The organism is Leptospira alexanderi serovar Manhao 3 str. L 60, from assembly GCF_000243815.2.
In the GTDB taxonomy this organism is placed as follows: domain Bacteria; phylum Spirochaetota; class Leptospiria; order Leptospirales; family Leptospiraceae; genus Leptospira; species Leptospira alexanderi.
In genome coordinates, this window is the sequence record NZ_AHMT02000001.1 from 87,501 (window position 1) to 105,000 (window position 17,500).

Sequence of the window (17,500 nt, forward strand, 5' to 3'; positions counted from 1 at the left end):
AACTTTTTCTAGGATGCTACAATTTGGCACTTCGAGCTTTTTAGTCCCTTGCGTTAAAAAGGTCGGGAAAATTGAACTTATTACAAAATAGTTTATAATATGTGAACATGTTTAGGGATAAAGTAAGGTCTTTTTAGGAAATTTATTATAAACCAAAAAGAGACTATAAATTCACTTTTAAAAAAGATTTCCTTTTCGATATTTGGTTCTATGGCTTTTCGAATTTTGTTTTTTTCGATTTTTTTGTGTTCTTTCTTAACTTCGCTGTATGCCGATTTGAAAGAAGGTAAAAAGGCTTATGCAAAAAAGGACTTTTCCAAAGCCATGGACGAGTTCCAAAAGTTTAACGATGCAAATCCGGCTTCCGGTGAAGCTTGGATGTACATGGGTTATATCTACGAATATAGAAAGGATTATCCCAAATCCATTCAAAGTTTTAAAAAAGCAGTCAGTCTTAGTTTACCTAAAAAGGATTTGGTTAACTGCTATCAAAAAATCATCCTCTATTTTAACTATCAAAGGGATTATCATGAGGTGATTTCTTACTCAAATCGACTTTTGAGAATTGATCCAGATTTAACTCATATTCAGAAAATAAAAGCTACTGCGGAGGAAAGACTTTCTTCCGGTCACGTGGTGCATCATCGTCCTAAAAAACATACGGAAGAATCGGAGATTGATGGACCGAATACGGAAGAGGATTATCTTAAAATTCTTAAAAAAGAACCGAACGACGTTTCCGCTCGTTGGAATCTTTCTCTTGTTTATGCAAATCATAAAAAGTTTCAACAGGCAGAAAATCTTTTGGAAGAACTTGTGAGGGACTTTCCCGAAAAAGATGATTATCTTTATAAATACGGTGTTATTCTCATTCGTCTTGAAAAATACTCGGAAGCTCTTGAGGTTTTAGATAAACTCGAGGATAAGATCGGAATGAACAATCCTAAAATGTTATATTATACAAATTTAAACCAAGCAGTTGCATATCATAAAATGAAGCATTATGAAGAGGCGGTAAAATACTATAGAAAATCTTACGCTGTAAACGGCACGATCCAACCTTTAATCGGGTTGACGAAACTTAAATACGAGATTAAAGATTGCGAAAATTCGATTAAAACTGCAGAGAAGGCGCTTGAATTCGGTGAAAGGACACATGAGATTCGAATGTACTTGGCCCTTTGCAAAATTCAAAATAAGGAAGAAAATGAAGGATATGCCATATTAAAGGAAATTGCCTCCAAACTGGAAAAAGAAAATCCCGAGTTTAAGAATTTGCCCGATGTTTACAACGACGGAATTTTAAAATTAGCCCGTTACTATACGAATCATGGAGAATACACAAAAGCCCTTCGTTATTTTCATTCTGTTCAAGTTTCTGAGGAAGAGGAAAGAGAATATCGTTTTTATCTGGGTAAAGCTTATTATTATACCGGAAAGGTAGATCAAGCGATTTTACTTTTAGTAAAAGTAAACGGTTCCTCAGGCGCGTATTACTTATTAGCAAAATGTTATGCGAATAAGGACGATCTTGAAAAGACTATGGAATATATACGTAAAGCCGCAAATATGAAACCAGAAATTTGGTCGGCCGCGGCGGAAGAAAAAGAATTCGAGCGGTTCAAGGAAAAATCTTCCTTTAAATCTTTTTTAGAGACTAAGGGATCGAATCAAGAAACGAATCAAAATTCTCAGGCTTTGGATAAGACTTAAATCTTATTGTAGAGCCTCTTAAAAATCATCCTTAAAATTATGTAAGGTCTTTGATAACTTTCGTTATAAACAGAAAACAAACGAATTTACATTTGTAAATCCTATACGGGAAACAATTTTGTAGTTAGATTCTACTATTAGAAAGTGTTTTATGCAAAATGGATGGGCCCCTTTCGGGTTTGAAAGAGATGAGTTAGATGCAAGCATTTATCCCGAAACCTTGAAAGAAATCAGCTATAATCATTCGTTAAATTTTCAATGAAACGCGGTAGTTCCCACAGATTGTGTCCTCTTAGATAATTTGTGAATTTTAGAGCAATCTTTTTGTTGTTTAATTCCTATAGGAGCTCCTACATTCTTAGGGGAATTCCGCCATACTTGCGGATAAGATCTTATCAATACGAATAGAAAGTTCGGTTCGTATTTTACCCTTTTCTTGAATTGACGACAATTGGATAGTCTTCTTACGAGAAATATTATGGATGTCGTTCCAACTACTGCGATCGCGGATAAGAAAATGTTAAAGTAGATTTCTCAGTCGGATTAAAGAATTCAAGTCCACTTGACCGGGCGCTTTCGGTTCGTTCAAGCAACAATAAGTGAAAATAGAGCCGAAAGAATCGGGGAACACTCTTGAAATTATTCCTAAAGGTCCCATACAGATTCCTGTGAAAAGTATATTTGATTTTTCGAATTCGTTTGCAACCTTCCTAAAAGAGAAGAGAAACTCTGTCAGTTCGTGAGTAGAATTCGGAAATACGGCAAATTTATAAACTAAAGGAAGGATTGAGTTGTACTTTTTTCTTTCTAAGTAAGGATCCTTATGAATCCAATCCCTGATTTCTTGTTCCGACAAAATTCCGTCGAATTTATGAACGGATCGCACTAAACCGAAACTACCGTCTGCGTATATTTTAAAAAGATCGTTGGAGCGATTTAATTCCAAGTCAAGATAATGATTCTTAGGATCGATTCTAGAAACTACTTGATAAAAATCGAATTCTTCTTTTTTAGACGACGTAACTTGATCGGTGTCGCCTGCTTGTCTGTAAGTGAAAATACATTTCGCGCTCAATTTTTCGATTTTATCCGCGAGTTTTTGTCCAATGTTTTTCGGAGAAAATAGGTCGAGACGAATTTCGATCCAATCGCAAGCAGGATGTTTTTCAAGAGAAAAAAATTCGTCTTCGTTTATCGTAAGAACGATTTTAAATTCTCGAATGTTCATGAATTAAAGACCTTTTTGCAAAAGATCGTGGATGGAAACGATTCCGATCAATTTTCTAAAATCATCTACGATCGGTGCGACCGAAATCGGATTCGGCCTGGATTCCATTTGTCTCAAAACTTCATAAGCGTTCGATCCAGATTGAAACATAGTGGGATTCGGATTCATCAATTGCTCTGCTGAAATGGAAGGATCCAGTTTACCTTCTTTCAATTTTTTACGAATGTCAAAGTCTGTAATGATTCCCAGAAGTTTTCCAGATAAATCCGTAACTCCCGTAGCGCCTTGCCTCTTTACGGTAATCTCAGTGAGTATATCTTCTAATTTAGCGTCCGGTAATACTTTTGCTAGGTCTTTTCCATTTCGCATAACGTCATCTATTTTTAAACTTAGGCGTTTACCGAGGCGTCCCGCGGGATGATAGAGCGCAAAATTTTCTTTTTTGAAATTTTTCAACTCCATCAAACACATGGCAATCGCATCTCCCAAAATCAAAGCGATCGTAGTGCTGGAAGTGGGGGCTAATTCGAGAGGACAAGCCTCTTTTAAAACGGGAGTTATTAAAACGATGTCGGATTCTTTTGCAAGTTTGGATTCGACATTAGCCGTCATCGAAATTAGTTTTGCGCCGATGTTTTTGATTGTAGGGATTAGATTTAACAATTCTTCGCTTTCACCCGACTTGCCGATTGCGATAATTACGTCTTCGCTAGAAATGATACCCGCGTCTCCATGAGCTGCGTCGGCGGGATGTAAAAAAATGGAAGGTGTTCCCGTTGAAGATAACGTAGAAGAGATTTTTTTACCGACGTCCCCGGATTTACCGACACCGGTCACGATCAGTTTTCCTTTGGATTGGAGAATCAGTTCGATCGCTTGTTTGATTGAGGGATCTAAATTTTTTCTAAAATGGAGAATGGATTCTATTTCCGTATCAATTGCTTTTTCTATCTTTTCAAAAATTGGATCCAAGGGTTTCCTCCAATTTTAACGTTTTTACATCCAAAGTTACCGAAGTCATCAAATTCATTCCAGGAAATTTGACGATGATTTGTTCCTCGTTTTTTCTCTGGATAATTTCGGCTTTAAATCCCGCAAAAGGCCCTTCTTGAATGAGAATCTTTTTGCCCGGAAGAAGTCTTTCCTGGATTTCAACTTGAATTCTGTCCGGGTATGTTTCCAAAAAAATCCGAACTAAGTTAAGATCTTCGTCTGGAATTACGTAGGGTTTTCCAGCGTAGAATACGAAATGGTGCGCTCCGGGTAATTGTAAAATTTTGACTCTGTCTTGAAAAAATGAGATTTTTACGAAAATATAAGAAGGGTACATCGGCTCTTCGACGACTTTCCAACGGTCGGACCATTTTTTCTTTTTAGAAATTAAAGGAAGAAAGCATTCGATTTTTCTTTCTTGGAGTAATCGTTTTAATTTTTTTTCAGCTCTAGGATTGGTATAAAGAGCATACCATTCGTTGACTTCAGAATTCTCTATCATATACTTTAAAGGAAACCGGAATGATCAGGCTTGTTCCCTCTTTAAGATCGAATTTCCAAGTTCTCAGGGCCCTATTGAATTCGACTTCGAAGATCGAATATTTACAAGGGTGAAGAGTTTTGAAAATTTCGCCTTTTCCGTCAGATTTTATTCTTACTTCCCAAGAACAATCCGATTCCAGTCTTTGGTCGAGAGCTCCTTGCGGAAAGTGAATTTCATTCTTAAATTTTTCAATTTCTTTTTGTAAAGTCCCCACGTTATTCGAATTTTCAGACATAAAAGATTTGGAATTTTCACCCACACCTTCTTGTAAAAAACTCAGAGTTACGCTTTGACTTACTCCCTTTTGGAGATGGATTTTTAAATCCTCAGTTTGTGGAAATTTAAAGAAAGTCGTAGAAAAAAAAAGAAATAATAAAATATGAAATGAACCGGAGATAAAAAAAGAAAGCTTAGCGCTCATAAACCTATCCTTTTGATATAGACCAATATTGTAAATATCTATGAAAAGTTTTATTTGGATTTGGACATTTTATCGAACATCACAAACGAGTTATGAATTTGTTTTGAGCTTATCCAATCGAAAGGATGTATTGTTTTATCTTAGTAAATGAAATAAATAATTGCTTGGTTGATCGTATCTTTGAAGGACTCGAAACATGTAAAGTCCTAACAACTCAGGCGTCTCACTCGACGGGTTTGGGGCAGACTCTAAATTTTGGTACTTATTTTTGTAGATATAAGTAGTAATTTGCAAAAATCAGTTAGAACCATCTCAAAGCGTTAATCTTTTATGAATCAACTTAAAAACTTTGTAAAGGCTAATCAAAGTAAAGAGGCTTTCAGGGTAGATTTTATAATTAACGTATGAAATCTATGCAAAGAACTCTAAGAAAACGTTACGTTAAAATTAAAAACAATCATGATTCAAATCAAGAAAACAGCGCATGTCGTGAAAAATCCGCACTCCTTAAGGGCCATGAGCGCGTATCTAACTTTGATAGATTATATATTTAAACTACTTAAATATAAGAAATGAAAACAAGTCTATAGCATATTCAATTTTATTAATTATTTCATGTGACTTTTATTTGTTCTGGTTAACTTTCTATGTTCATTTCTTTTTCATAGTTATTTGAAATTTTTCTTTTAACTACTTGGTACTTATTTTTTATGTAATGAATAAGGATTTTGAATGAGAAAAAATCTTCCGGTTACAAATCAAGAGGTAGAAGTACCTACCAACGCGGTTCTAATTTCACGTACGGATGCTAAAGGGAGAATCTCATATGTAAGTCAAGACTTTGCACATATTAGTGGTTTTTCCGAAAGAGAAATGATAGGTGAATCTCACAATCTTATCCGCCATCCGGCCGTTCCTTCTGAGGTATTTCGAGAAATGTGGGAAACAATCAAAGGAGGGAATCCTTGGAGTGGGGTTATAAAAAACCGAGCGAAGTCGGGAGATTATTATTGGGTAGATGCCACCATTACTCCGGTGATGAGTGAGGGTATCGTATCTGGTTATATGTCTGTCCGAAAAAAAGCGACTCAGAAACAAATCCAAAGAGCGGAAATTCTTTTCGACGAACTACGGAATACGAAGTCGTTCTTCTGGAAACTAAGCGCGGGTATTCGAGCGTTATTCAAAAAATTAGGACTTTCTGGAAGAATCGTTTTATATGTTTTATTCGTTTTTGTTCCTTTGCTGTTCGCAAATTTCGAATGGATCCGAAACGGTTTGTTTTTTTTACCCGTCTTTGGTATTGTCTGTGGAACGATTGGAGTGCTTCTTTTGGTAAAGACGATTCTGAATTATCGAAAAGGGATCCGCGAAGTCATTTCAATTCAAAAAGAGATCGTATCTGGAAACTTTCTCATAGAAATTCCCGAAAGAAAAGGAAGTTCCGAAATATTTGAAATTCATTCCGGCCTTCGTATACTTGTAATCAGCATTTGGGGATTGTTGGTTCAGATCAAAGAGAATTTCGAAAAGAATCAAGAACTTTATCGATATCTTTCTGAGTCGACCGAACAATTTCAATTAAAAACCCACGATCAGGCCGCTTCCGTGGAAGAGACCGCATCTGCGTCGCAGGAGTTGTCTTCAACTTTGGATGGAATCGTAAAATCGATTCATTTGCAATCGTCTAGTTTAACTGCAATCAACGATGGGATCGGAAAAGTAAACGAATCGATTCAAAACGTATCTAAATCAATGAATAGTCTTGCTTCTCAAACTACTTCCATAAAACAAAAGGCTTCTCAAAGCGAAGAAACATTCGAAAGGGCGATTCTCGCAATGAACGAAATTAAGGAATATTCTAACGGAATTTCAAAGATCGTCGGAATTATCACTTGGATTTCGGAAAAAACGAATTTGTTATCATTGAACGCATCCATCGAATCCGCAAGAGCGGGCGAAGCGGGAAAAGGTTTTAGCGTAGTGGCGGAAGAGATATCAAAATTAGCAGATCAGACTCGAAAATCAATTAAGGATATTATCACCCTAATCGACAATACTACGAAAGCAGTCGATCTTGGAGCGGAAAAGTTTCAAAGATCTCTAACTATCGTTAGTCAGCTTACGGATTATATTAGCGAAGTGAATTCTTCTGCGACGATCGTAACAGCGTCTCTGTTTGCTCAAGTGGAGAAACTAGCTGAGATCAGAAAAAATACAGATCAAGTCAGTCGACTCGGTGAAACTGTAAGCGAATCTTCCGGGTTTCAAAAAACCGCTTCTGAAGAAATTTCTTTATCGATGCAGAATATTGCGGAAAATTCCGAATCCATTGCTAGAACTTCGAAAGAGATAAAACAACTTGTGGACGAATCGATTCTCAAAGCGACAAAGTTGTATGAAATTCTAAAACATTTTAAAACGTCTTAGGCCCATTTTAAAACCTCAAAAAATATCTCTAAACGTTCGGCAAGTTTCTAAAAAAATGCAGTAGTTTCCACGATTAACGTCGTATTGACGGTTTTTCCCGTCGTTTAAAATTGTAGTAGTTCCTACATTTTGAGGTTTTGAGACGGGCTTTAATTTTTCTCGGAAATAAAAAAATCTACCGATAAATAGACCAATGGGGAATCGGTTTCTCAGACTGACGATTTTTATTTCCATAGTGCTCACACTTTTTTCCTTTTGGGATCATCGTCTTGTCGGTTATCTAAAAGACTTTGTCGTTTTCATTCATGAAATCGGTCATGCGGTTGCCGCTTTGTTGACCGGAGGTTCGGTTCATACGATCGAACTTCACGGAAATGAATCAGGAGAAACCATAGCGATACCAAGTTCTGGAACCAGCTCTTTTATTTTCGTAGTATCTGCTGGATATTTGGGGTCTTGTTTGATGGGAGGTTTTTTATTAAACCGGGGTTTTTCCGGAAAGATGATACGCCCGACCTTGATTTCCTTCGGAACGATTCTTTTGCTCATGACGATTTCTTATTCCAAACCCGGAAATCTCGCTCAATATATCGGAATTCTTTGGGGTTTAGGATTTGTGATACTTGGATTTTTCAATCTTAAAATCAATCGATTCGTTCTTGTTTTTATAGGAACGAGTATTTCTCTTTATAGTTTGTACGATCTTTTGGATTTTACCGGAAACATCGCGTATACGGATGCGGGGATTATGGCGGCGTGGATTACGGGAGCAAATCCTACACAGGGAGTTCCGAAATCCGTGATCGTCTTGGGATATTTGATTGCTCTCCTTTGGTCCTTTTTTAGCTTATCCATCATATTTGTATCTATTAAAAAAGTTTTCCAATCAAGTCTTCAAGAGCAAGAAGTTCCACAAACAGAAAATTCTTTCCAAGAGAACGAAAATACGGAAGTACCGTTTCCGGGAGAAGTAACTCCCGAAGTTATGGAATGGTTTTTCAGTAAGGGACTTGATTTAAACGGAAAACCCTTGCCGACGGAGTTTTTGGAAAAAGAAGAATTATGAATCAACGAAGAATATTAATCACTGGCGGTGCTGGATTTATCGGATCTCATCTGTGCGAAAGGCTTTTGAAAGAAGGTAACGAAATCATCTGTTTGGATAATTTGCATACCGGAAGAAAGAAGAACATTCAAAAACTTTTGAACGATCCCAAGTTCGAATTTATCAGACATGATATAACGGATCCGATCAAGCTCGAAGTTGATCAGATCTACAATATGGCTTGTCCTGCAAGTCCGGTTCACTATCAATCCAACGCGATTAAGACGATCAAGACGAACGCCTTAGGTATGATGAATATGCTCGGTCTTGCAAAAAGAGTGAAAGCTAAAATTCTTCAAGCGTCCACTAGCGAAGTTTATGGGAACCCGTTGGAGCATCCGCAAAAAGAAACGTATTGGGGAAATGTAAATCCGATCGGAATCAGAAGTTGTTACGACGAAGGAAAACGAGTCGCGGAGACTCTTTGCTTTGATTATCAGAGAAATCATAAAGTGGATATTCGTGTGATTCGAATTTTCAATACATACGGACCTAGAATGCTTCCAAACGACGGAAGAGTGGTTAGCAATTTTATCGTGCAAGCACTTAAAAAAGAAGACATAACATTGTATGGAGAAGGTGAACAAACCCGTTCTTTCTGTTATGTGGATGATTTGGTTGATGGGATCATTCGTATGATGAATATCGAAGGTTTTAATGGTCCAGTGAATCTCGGAAACGATGGAGAGTTTACCGTTCGTGAATTAGCCGAATTGGTTTTGAAAGAAACGGGCTCTGCGTCCAAAATCGTTCACAAGCCATTGCCTCAGGACGACCCGGCGCGTAGAAAACCCGATTTAACTCTCGCAAAACAACGACTAGGGTTCGAACCAAAGGTTCCTCTTGTGGAAGGAATTCGGAAAACCATCGAATACTTCAAAAATAACTTGGATTAAATTTATACAAAGAAATTCTGGACGTACTTTACCAAGCGAGTTCGGAACACGCTATTGATTGATCATCGGGAATGAATTATGAATATTGGAATTCTAAAAGAAGCTAAAGAAGAAACGAGAGTATCTGTAACTCCCGACATCGTAGATACATTGAAGAAAATTGGGGCGGCTGTCCTTGTTGAAAAAGGTGCTGGGGAACAATCTTATTATCACGATGAAGATTATAAAAAAGCCGGAGCAAATCTCGTATCTCGCCAAGATATTATTGGCAAATCCAATATTATAGTGAGTATTCACCTCGCAGATCCTGCAACATTAGCAAAGATTAAACCGGGAACGATTTATCTCGGGATGTTCCAACCCGCGATAAATGCATCGGCCATCCAAAAACTCGCCGCTAAAAAAGTGGAAGTTTTAAGTTTGGATGCGATCGCAAGAATTACAAGAGCTCAGTCGATGGATGTTCTTTCTTCCCAAGCGACAGTTGCTGGCTACAAAGCGGTGCTACTTGCGGCTTCTCATTTAGCTAGATTTTTCCCAATGCTTACGACTGCGGCCGGAACGATCACGCCTGCTTCTGTGTTGATCATTGGAGCTGGAGTCGCAGGTCTACAAGCGATCGCTTCCAGCAGGAGATTGGGTGCGGTAGTGGATGTATTCGATACAAGACCGGAAGTAAAAGAGCAAGTTCATTCTCTTGGTGCAAAGTTCGTGGAAGTGGAAGGCGCTTCGCATTCCGCTGCGGCCGGTGGTTACGCGGTAGAACAAACTGAAGAATACAAAAAACGCCAGCAAGAAGTCATCGATAAATACGCTCAGAAAGCGGACGTAATTATAACGACAGCATTGATTCCGGGAAAAAAGGCTCCTTTATTGATTACGAAGAAGATTGTAGATAATATGAAATCCGGTTCCGTAATTGTGGATCTTGCGTCTTCCATGGGAGGAAATTGCGAATATACGAAACATGGACAAAATGTAACCACTTCGAGAGGGGTAACGGTAATCGGTCATAGAAATCTTGCGGGCTCGATTCCAGCGGACGCTTCAAAAATGTTCAGTAAAAACGTATTAAATTTTCTTAAACTATTGATTAAAGATAAAAAGATCAATCACGATCTGAATGACGAAATTCTTTCTTCCACAACGATTGTTTATAAGGGGGAAATTCGTCATAAGCTTACGTTAGATGCTTTAGGGTCGAAATCAGGAGCAACAAAACCTAAGAAGAGCGTTGCCAAGAAATAAACCGAAAAAACCGAAAATTGTTCCGATCATCCAACCGCCGATCACACCGCTTACGAAGTGATGGAGAGAAAGTAGTCTTCCCACTCCGGCTAAAAAACTGATCAAGATCAAAGCCGGAGAAAATTTAAACAAAAGTACAAGAATCAAAACCGCAGTCATGGAATTCGCCGCGTGAGCGGAAGGAAACGAGTGTTTCATGTCCGGGTTTGAATCCACCTTTCCGGCGACGGTGATCAAAGGTCTTTTTCTTGCGATGAGTTTTTTTAAAAAAAGAACAAAACGATCATTTGCATAAGTCACCAAACCTGTAAAAATCAAAACCCAATACCAAACGATCGGGAGATCGTTCTTTAAATAAAAAAAGGGGAGAAGGATAAGTAGAAATATTTCTCCCCGATTGATTTTGGAAAGAATATGACTCATCTTAGGATTATGGAGTTTTGTCCGAATCCAAGTAGAGAGTGAAAAATCGATTTGGTCTACGATATCTATCAAAGTTGAAAGTCTTTTTTGAGAATGTCCGAAAGTCCTTTTCTTGGAAGACTTTTTTGTTCTCCCGAAACTAGGTCTTTGATTTGAACTGTTTCCGTGCGAATTTCCGATTCTCCAAGAAACAATACATAACGATAACCTTTTTTTTCCGCGATCTGAATTTGTTTTCCGATTTTTGCAGAGTCTAGCATCGTTTCGGTGAGGATTCCATTTTCACGGAGTTCTTTCGAAAGTTTGAAAGTGTCCACAAAAATAGATTCGTCCATAATTGGAAGGAAAAGGGTTTTTTCTCTGTTTAAATTCGGGATAAGATTATGACCTTCTAAGAAGTTTTTTAGAGTTACGTCGCCTAACCCGAAACCAATTCCGGATAATTGTTCTTTGGAGAACAATCCGATGAGGTTATCGTATCTTCCTCCGCCGTACAATGATCTTCTGTTTTCCGGATTCGTATCGAATACTTCGAAGATACATCCGGTGTAATAATCGAATCCCCGGATGATAGAAGGATCAAATACAAGTTGTTTATCGATTCCAAGTTCGCCTAGCTCTTGAAATAAATTTCGAATGAAATAAATGGAATCCGGGTCGACTCCAGGGACTGTAGAGACGGTTTCTAAATTGGAAGCAAGGTAGGTTTCGATAAGAGAAAATTGTTCGTTAAAGTTGTTCAACAACGGTTTTATTTCGGCTTCGAAAGCTTCCGGGGAAATTTTGGATTTTTTATCTAAAAGTTTGGAAACTCCGTGGACTTGATGGTCGTTGAGTTTGAGGGAATTTTTTAAAAAACTGTCTAAAAGCTTTCTATGAGAAACCTTAATCTGATAACTTCCTGTAGGTGCTCCGAATTTTTTTAGAATCGAATCCGCGATCAAAAGAATTTCAAGTTCGGCACGGTGTGTATCTACTCCGAAAAGATCTACATTCAATTGCCAGTGTTCTCGGAGTCTTCCTTTGCCCGGTTGTTCGTATCTCCACAAGTTCGGAATAGAAAACCAACGAACTGGTCTGGGAAGATTTCGGAGATTTCCCGCAACCATTCTCGCAAGAGTAGGAGTCATTTCAGGGCGAATCGCGACTCTTCTTTCACCCTTATCGATAAAATCATATAATTGTCGTTCTACGATTTCTTCGCCGCTTTTGGCTTTATAAAGATCGAAGGATTCGAGAATGGGTCCGTCGTATTCCTGATAACCGAAAGACAAGACGGTCTCCCGCATAACGGAAAACATCCAATTCCGGAGGCGCATTTCCTCCGGATAAAAGTCCCTTGTCCCCTTGTATGGGGCTGTTGTTAAAAAGGTTTTTTGGTTTTCCAAGGCAAATTACTGAGTCTTAATGAAGTTCATATTTTTCTTCAATAGAGTCATATTTGCTTTAGCATCGTTGGAGCCAACTATTTCTGCTCCTACGTGATAGATTTCTCCGGCTTGGGAAATATGTCGGATATGAAATGCGAATCGCAGAGGGGCTTGCATCTTAAATGTAATATCCGCCGTAAAAACAGGTTTGTGTAAAAAGGATTCGATCAGTTCCGGGTCTGTTACCTCAAGAAGAACTCCTCCTTCCGATATATTCAAGATGTTTTGCCTTTTGTCCAAAGATTTCGTATTAGAATCTCCCATTTTGGAATTGAAGATTTCCTCCATTTCTTTGTAAAGCGGAATGACTTTGTTCGAAATCGGACCTTCGCTCGATTCGATTACTCCCATAGCAAATATTTGAGTTTCTCCCCCGCTCCTAAATAGAATCGGGTATATAAGAAGAGAACGAGTTTTGCTGCTTTTGAAAAAACGAAGTCTGTCTTCCAGAATTAATTCTTCTTGAAGGGTTTCTTTGATCGGGAGTAAATTTAAGTTTGCAAATTCTCCTTCCGACGTTGAGTCCAAAGTGGATGTATCTCGAATGTAGATTGGTCTTTTGTATTTCTTTACCAATTCTTCTTCGGGTGTAAGTTCTTTGGAGGAATTAAAAACTAGTTTGGAAAATGGATAAATCTGTTTTACCTTACGATTTAAGTCATTGAGTATGATTTGTCCTGAGGTTCCCAACACTTTAGTGATATCTAATTCTTTTCTGGGAATTAGAAATTTATGAGCTATGACTTTTCCCATCAGTCCTTCGATGCGGGGAGACACTCTTTTTGTTTTTGCGATTTTTGCGAAGATCGGCTTGCATATGATTTGAGTATCGGTTTTTTCGATCACATCAAAACTGATCTCGATATGTTTGGAAAGGGTCCTATACAGCACGAGTTCGTCGTTTACGTTGGTTAAAGTCGAATCGATGGGGAAAACAAAGGTGCCGTCTTCACGAATTTCTATCGGGTTTAATTCTTGATGAAAAGGGGATTCTTTGACCAGTAATCCTTGAAAGTGAATATATTCCTTGAGAATGTATTTGATCTTGCTCAAATCTTGGATCGTTTCCCAAGACCTTTGAGCTTGCAGATGCGTTTGGAATTGCGCGCTCATAAAAACTCCTTAGAGTTTTCGAAAACCAACTCTTCTATTTTTTGCTCTTCCGGTTTCTGTTTCATTGTCTGCGTCCGGTTGTGAATACCAGTAAGCCCTTATTTTCATTCGTTTTTCCGAGATCCCTTTTGAAAGAAAATATTCATAAACGTTACGGGCTCTTTTGGCACTCAGTCTAGTATTGTATTCTTTGGAGGCTACGTTATCGGTATGTCCCCCGATTTCAATTTTATCGGACGCATTTTTCAAAAGATAATTTACAAGTGAATCTAATAACTTTTTATTCTCGTTCGTGATTTTTGTTTTATTAAATTCGAAGTAAACTCGTAGATTATAGATTGGGTTTACGTCGTTTTCTGCTCTGAGATAAATAGTCACAATTCCGTTTTTAGAAATATCTTTTTGAATAATGTTGATACTTTCGGAAATATATTTCGGGGCTGTAGCAAATAATTCAAAATCACTTTCGGGTAGTCGATTTATCAAAAATGATTTTTTGTCTGTTTCCTGAACGAGAGATTCTCCCTTGCGGTTTATCGGTGTAAAAAGAGTAACCTTCGCGTCCGGAATGATTTGTTTTGTGGACGCGTCTGCTACGATTACTTTCATAGCGGCCGAACTAGGTTTTTGATTGTCTACAGCTTCAACTTTCGTTTCTTCCGTTTTTCCTTCTCCGGTTTGAATCGGTAGGAGGACATACGTTCTGTAGATCTTTCGATTTTTGCCTATGTTTCCTCGAAGGTCTAGAATATCTTCCTGAGGATGAAAGCCAGGAGAACTGATTTCCACTTTATAAACTCTTCCGGTTTGAAGAGTTGTGGCAAAATTCGAAGGTTTCCCTTTGGTCAGATCGCCACCGATTCTTTTCGAGGTGATTACGCTTGCCGGTTTATTTTCGTCGTAGATTTTTAAAGTAGAATCTAATCCGATCATTGTTTTTTCAGAACCGTCCAAAACTAATCCTTTAAAGTTCAAAACGTAGGAGTTGCGAAGAGATTCCGGGACTTGAAAACGGTAGATATCGAATTGGCCTTCCCCACCCGCTCGGTTAGAAGAAATATAAGCCCAAATTCCGTCCTTATCAAAACTGATTCCCTCATTATCGTAAACTTCCCATTTATCTGTGTTAAACGGCTTAGGAAGCAGCAGCAAAGAGGATTGATCTACTTTTGGAATTGGAGTTTCGATTTGCTTGGATTTAGGGATTTCTTCCGTTTCCTCTTCGTCTTCTAGCATGCCGTCTAACGCGGATTTATATCTTAGGAATATTCTAAAGATCTTAAATTTCTTTCTTTCGTCTTCTCGATTAGAGCTGAAATAAAGTTGTTCTCCATCTTGATGGATAAAAGGAAGAATTTCGCTTTCTGAAGAGTTGAGAGGAGAGCCTAAATTTTTCGGCTGAGACCAACTTCCGTTTTTCGGATTTCGGACCGTAATCCAAAGGTCGAAATCACCGTAACCTCCCGGACGATCCGAAGAAAAGATCAAAAAATTTCCATCGGGAGAAATAGCGGGCATCTTCTCGTTGAAGTTTGAATTAATTTCACTGAGATGTTCGGGGTCGGTCCATCTTCCGGTTTTTTTATCCTTAATCGTTCTATAAATATTCAGGCCTTCGAAACCGGAGCGTCCGATTGCGGGATTCAACGTCGAAGTAAAATAAATTTCCGAAGGAGCATTGTTTGAATCGAATAAAATGGAAACACCACCTTCGAATGCGTTCGAATTGAAAAGATTCGGCTTACGAACACCTGGAACGGAAGGGCGTTTTAATTCTTCCCGAATATTTTGATTCATGTTTACGGGTTTAGTCCATTCCGCCGGAATCTCCTTATCTAAAAAGCGAACATTCTCAGAAATCCAAAGATCCATCCCGCCTTCTCCGCCTGGGCGATTGGATTGGAATACTATAAATCTTCCGTCGGGACTAATGATCGGATTGTATTCGTCGTTCTGTGTATTGAGAGGTTGTCCGAATTGTTTTTCCGGAAGATCCGGCAGAGGTTGAGAAAAAACGGGTGAAAAGATACAAAAGGTCAAAAGAAAAATCGATTTAAAAAAAGGACGCATGAACCGCTCCGAAAAGAAAGTAGAAGAGTTGCCGTTTTTAGTTTAATTCCAGAATCTCTTTTAGAGTATCGGTTTTGTATCCGAGTTTTTAAAGATGGAAAGTAAGTACGATTTGAATTCTGCGACGTATTCTCCCACGATCTTCGGAGTGTTGAACATTACCGAAGATTCGTTTTCAGACGGAGGAAAATATCTCACTCCGAAAGCTTCTTCCGAAAAAGCCGATTCCCTTTTGGTTCAAGGCGCAGATGTAGTCGATATTGGCGCTCAGTCTTCCAACATTCAGGCAAATCTAGTCGGTTTCGAAACCGAATGGATGAGGATGAAAGATCTTATCCCAGACTTGCTCGCAAAGGGAGTCCGCATTTCTGTGGATTCGTTTCAGCCTAAAGTGATCGCAAATTCTTTAGATGCGGGTGTTGAATTTATCAATCATATTCGTGGATTTGTGGATGAAGAATCCGTTCGAGAAATTTCAAAATATGCCGGAACAAATCGAAAGTTTATCGTGATGTATTCTCACAATCATGCGAATCGTCCCGGTGCGCAATCCCATCTGACTCCACAAAATGTGATTTTCGAAATCGTAAAATTCTTTCGAGAAAGAAAAAAGGTTTTATTAAATGAGGGAATTACCCAGGAACAGTTGATCTTTGATCCAGGTATGGGTTTTTTCTTAAGCCCCGATTTTCAAGTGAGCTTCGAAGTTTTAAGAAGGATTCAGACTCTCAAGGAAGAATTTTCTCCAATGATGGTTTCGGTTACGAAAAAGTCCTTTTTGGGAAATGCACTTGGAGGATTGAAAGTAGATGAACGAGAGATTGCCACTGTGATTGCGGAACTTTATCTTTCTATTCAAAATGTGGAATATATTCGAACTCACGAACCGAAAAATTTGAAACAGGCTTTAGAAATTTGGAATTTGCTTCGTTTGTGATATTGTTTGGAGATTTAAAAATTAGAATTCAAATAAAAACTTGTCCCAATCCCGTCGAGCGCCAATAGATTAGTATGATTCTTGGACGTAAGACAGTTCCGAATGTGATATTCTTGATTCGACGGAGTCAAGAAGGCCGGTGGCAGATTGATCGCTTCTTTGGGGCTTAGACCCCGACCAATAGATAAATCTAAATCGGCCACCGCAAACCAAAGTGTGGCGGCTTAACAAAGTCGACCGCGAATAGGAGTGCTGGTGATATCACCGGGCTTTGTTAAGACCTTCCGCCCTCTGTCATTTTAGGAGAAAAGAAATGGAAAGTCAAGATGGCAAATATGTAGGAATTGATTGTGGAAAGAAAACTTTAGAGGTTGTTCGAATCAATTCGGAGAACTCGCTCGAACGTCGACAATTTAGTACAACAGAAAGTGGTATTAACAATTTACTAAAATGGTTAACCTTGAATGATATAGTCGGATTAGAAGCTGGCTCTCAATCTTTTAGAATAGCAAAATCAATATTAAACAAAGGGATTCAAGTAATTGTCCTGAATCCCGGAGACTTAGCAACGATCTATCAATCCTTAAAAAAGACCGATAAAGAAGACAGTTTAAAATAGCCAGGCTCATTCAACGTTTTCCAATAGAAGAGTTACCGGTTGTTCCGATTCCCACAGATGAAGAGGAAGACAATCGAAGACTTTGCACGGAACATGAGAACTGGACAAGACAACTAACGCAAGGCAAAAATCGACTTCATAGTTTATTCACTCAAGCAGGTTTGACTGAAATTACCAAAAAGCATTTGCGAACAAAAGCATCCAGAGAAGCTTCCGTAACTCTACTTCCTGATCGATACAAAAGAGAAGCAGAACGAATCTTAAAAGTTTTAGATTTAGTCGAACTAAATCTAAAACTAATAGAAGAAGAAATTAAAGAGGCTCTGAGAA

The 17,500-nt window shown here is 38.4% G+C and carries 14 protein-coding genes and 1 pseudogene (1 of these 15 running past the window's edge); 7 read left to right on the plus strand and 8 right to left on the minus strand.

What is annotated here, in order from left to right; genetic code table 11:
* Nucleotides 1-210 precede the first annotated feature (210 nt).
* Nucleotides 211-1,713, plus strand: coding sequence for a tetratricopeptide repeat protein (locus LEP1GSC062_RS00400; RefSeq protein WP_020983081.1), 1,503 nt, complete (start codon nucleotides 211-213; stop codon nucleotides 1,711-1,713).
* 520 nt (nucleotides 1,714-2,233) lie between these two features.
* On the opposite strand, the gene LEP1GSC062_RS00405 is transcribed toward LEP1GSC062_RS00400, so the two are convergent.
* The 4 genes from LEP1GSC062_RS00405 to LEP1GSC062_RS00420 are packed head-to-tail and all read right to left on the minus strand — an operon-like array spanning nucleotide 2,234 to nucleotide 4,899.
* Complete coding sequence (locus LEP1GSC062_RS00405) at nucleotides 2,234-2,941, minus strand: type I 3-dehydroquinate dehydratase (RefSeq protein WP_020983033.1); 708 nt, start codon at nucleotides 2,939-2,941, stop codon at nucleotides 2,234-2,236.
* 3 nt (nucleotides 2,942-2,944) lie between these two features.
* Complete coding sequence (locus tag LEP1GSC062_RS00410) at nucleotides 2,945-3,913, minus strand: KpsF/GutQ family sugar-phosphate isomerase (protein ID WP_010577388.1); 969 nt, start codon at nucleotides 3,911-3,913, stop codon at nucleotides 2,945-2,947.
* Nucleotides 3,897-4,436, minus strand: coding sequence for a UpxY family transcription antiterminator (locus LEP1GSC062_RS00415; RefSeq protein WP_010577389.1), 540 nt, complete (start codon nucleotides 4,434-4,436; stop codon nucleotides 3,897-3,899). Before LEP1GSC062_RS00415 ends, LEP1GSC062_RS00410 begins: the two co-directional genes overlap by 17 nt.
* A complete protein-coding gene (locus tag LEP1GSC062_RS00420; protein WP_020983035.1) occupies nucleotides 4,420-4,899 on the minus strand; it encodes an LIC_10042 family TonB-like protein in 480 nt (159 codons plus the stop codon). Before LEP1GSC062_RS00420 ends, LEP1GSC062_RS00415 begins: the two co-directional genes overlap by 17 nt.
* Nucleotides 4,900-5,631: 732 nt before the next feature.
* Here LEP1GSC062_RS00420 and LEP1GSC062_RS00425 point away from each other — a divergent pair.
* From LEP1GSC062_RS00425 to LEP1GSC062_RS00440, 4 genes are all read left to right on the plus strand, one after another.
* Nucleotides 5,632-7,329: a methyl-accepting chemotaxis protein gene (locus tag LEP1GSC062_RS00425; RefSeq protein ID WP_010577391.1), complete on the plus strand. Its 1,698-nt coding sequence runs from the start codon at nucleotides 5,632-5,634 to the stop codon at nucleotides 7,327-7,329.
* A 193-nt stretch (nucleotides 7,330-7,522) separates the two neighbouring features.
* Nucleotides 7,523-8,395, plus strand: a complete 873-nt coding sequence (locus LEP1GSC062_RS00430) for a M50 family metallopeptidase (RefSeq protein ID WP_020983019.1) — start codon at nucleotides 7,523-7,525, stop codon at nucleotides 8,393-8,395.
* The gene (locus LEP1GSC062_RS00435) at nucleotides 8,392-9,330 is read left to right on the plus strand and encodes a UDP-glucuronic acid decarboxylase family protein (protein ID WP_010577394.1); all 939 of its coding nucleotides are present in this window, start codon (nucleotides 8,392-8,394) and stop codon (nucleotides 9,328-9,330) included. The genes LEP1GSC062_RS00430 and LEP1GSC062_RS00435 overlap by 4 nt, the downstream gene beginning before the upstream one ends.
* 78 nt (nucleotides 9,331-9,408) lie before the next feature.
* On the plus strand, nucleotides 9,409-10,578 hold the full coding sequence (locus LEP1GSC062_RS00440) for a Re/Si-specific NAD(P)(+) transhydrogenase subunit alpha (protein ID WP_010577395.1): 1,170 nt from the start codon (nucleotides 9,409-9,411) through the stop codon (nucleotides 10,576-10,578).
* Here the strand turns inward: LEP1GSC062_RS00440 and LEP1GSC062_RS00445 are convergent.
* The 4 genes from LEP1GSC062_RS00445 to LEP1GSC062_RS00460 are packed head-to-tail and all read right to left on the minus strand — an operon-like array spanning nucleotide 10,537 to nucleotide 15,614.
* The gene (locus LEP1GSC062_RS00445) at nucleotides 10,537-11,073 is read right to left on the minus strand and encodes a phosphatase PAP2 family protein (RefSeq protein ID WP_020983091.1); all 537 of its coding nucleotides are present in this window, start codon (nucleotides 11,071-11,073) and stop codon (nucleotides 10,537-10,539) included. The genes LEP1GSC062_RS00440 and LEP1GSC062_RS00445 overlap by 42 nt on opposite strands.
* A complete protein-coding gene (hisS, locus tag LEP1GSC062_RS00450; RefSeq protein WP_039940699.1) occupies nucleotides 11,070-12,389 on the minus strand; it encodes a histidine--tRNA ligase in 1,320 nt (439 codons plus the stop codon). Before hisS ends, LEP1GSC062_RS00445 begins: the two co-directional genes overlap by 4 nt.
* Nucleotides 12,390-12,395: 6 nt before the next feature.
* On the minus strand, nucleotides 12,396-13,544 hold the full coding sequence (locus LEP1GSC062_RS00455; protein WP_010577397.1) for a DUF1577 domain-containing protein: 1,149 nt from the start codon (nucleotides 13,542-13,544) through the stop codon (nucleotides 12,396-12,398).
* Nucleotides 13,545-13,553: 9 nt separating this feature from the next.
* Complete coding sequence (locus tag LEP1GSC062_RS00460; protein WP_020983039.1) at nucleotides 13,554-15,614, minus strand: OmpA family protein; 2,061 nt, start codon at nucleotides 15,612-15,614, stop codon at nucleotides 13,554-13,556.
* A 94-nt stretch (nucleotides 15,615-15,708) separates the two neighbouring features.
* Here LEP1GSC062_RS00460 and folP point away from each other — a divergent pair, with 94 nt between their 5' ends.
* Together folP and LEP1GSC062_RS00470 are read left to right on the plus strand one after the other, a co-directional pair.
* A complete protein-coding gene (folP, locus tag LEP1GSC062_RS00465) occupies nucleotides 15,709-16,551 on the plus strand; it encodes a dihydropteroate synthase (RefSeq protein WP_020983013.1) in 843 nt (280 codons plus the stop codon).
* 313 nt (nucleotides 16,552-16,864) lie between these two features.
* Nucleotides 16,865-17,500: pseudogene (locus LEP1GSC062_RS00470) on the plus strand (IS110 family RNA-guided transposase) (it continues 437 nt past the right edge of the window).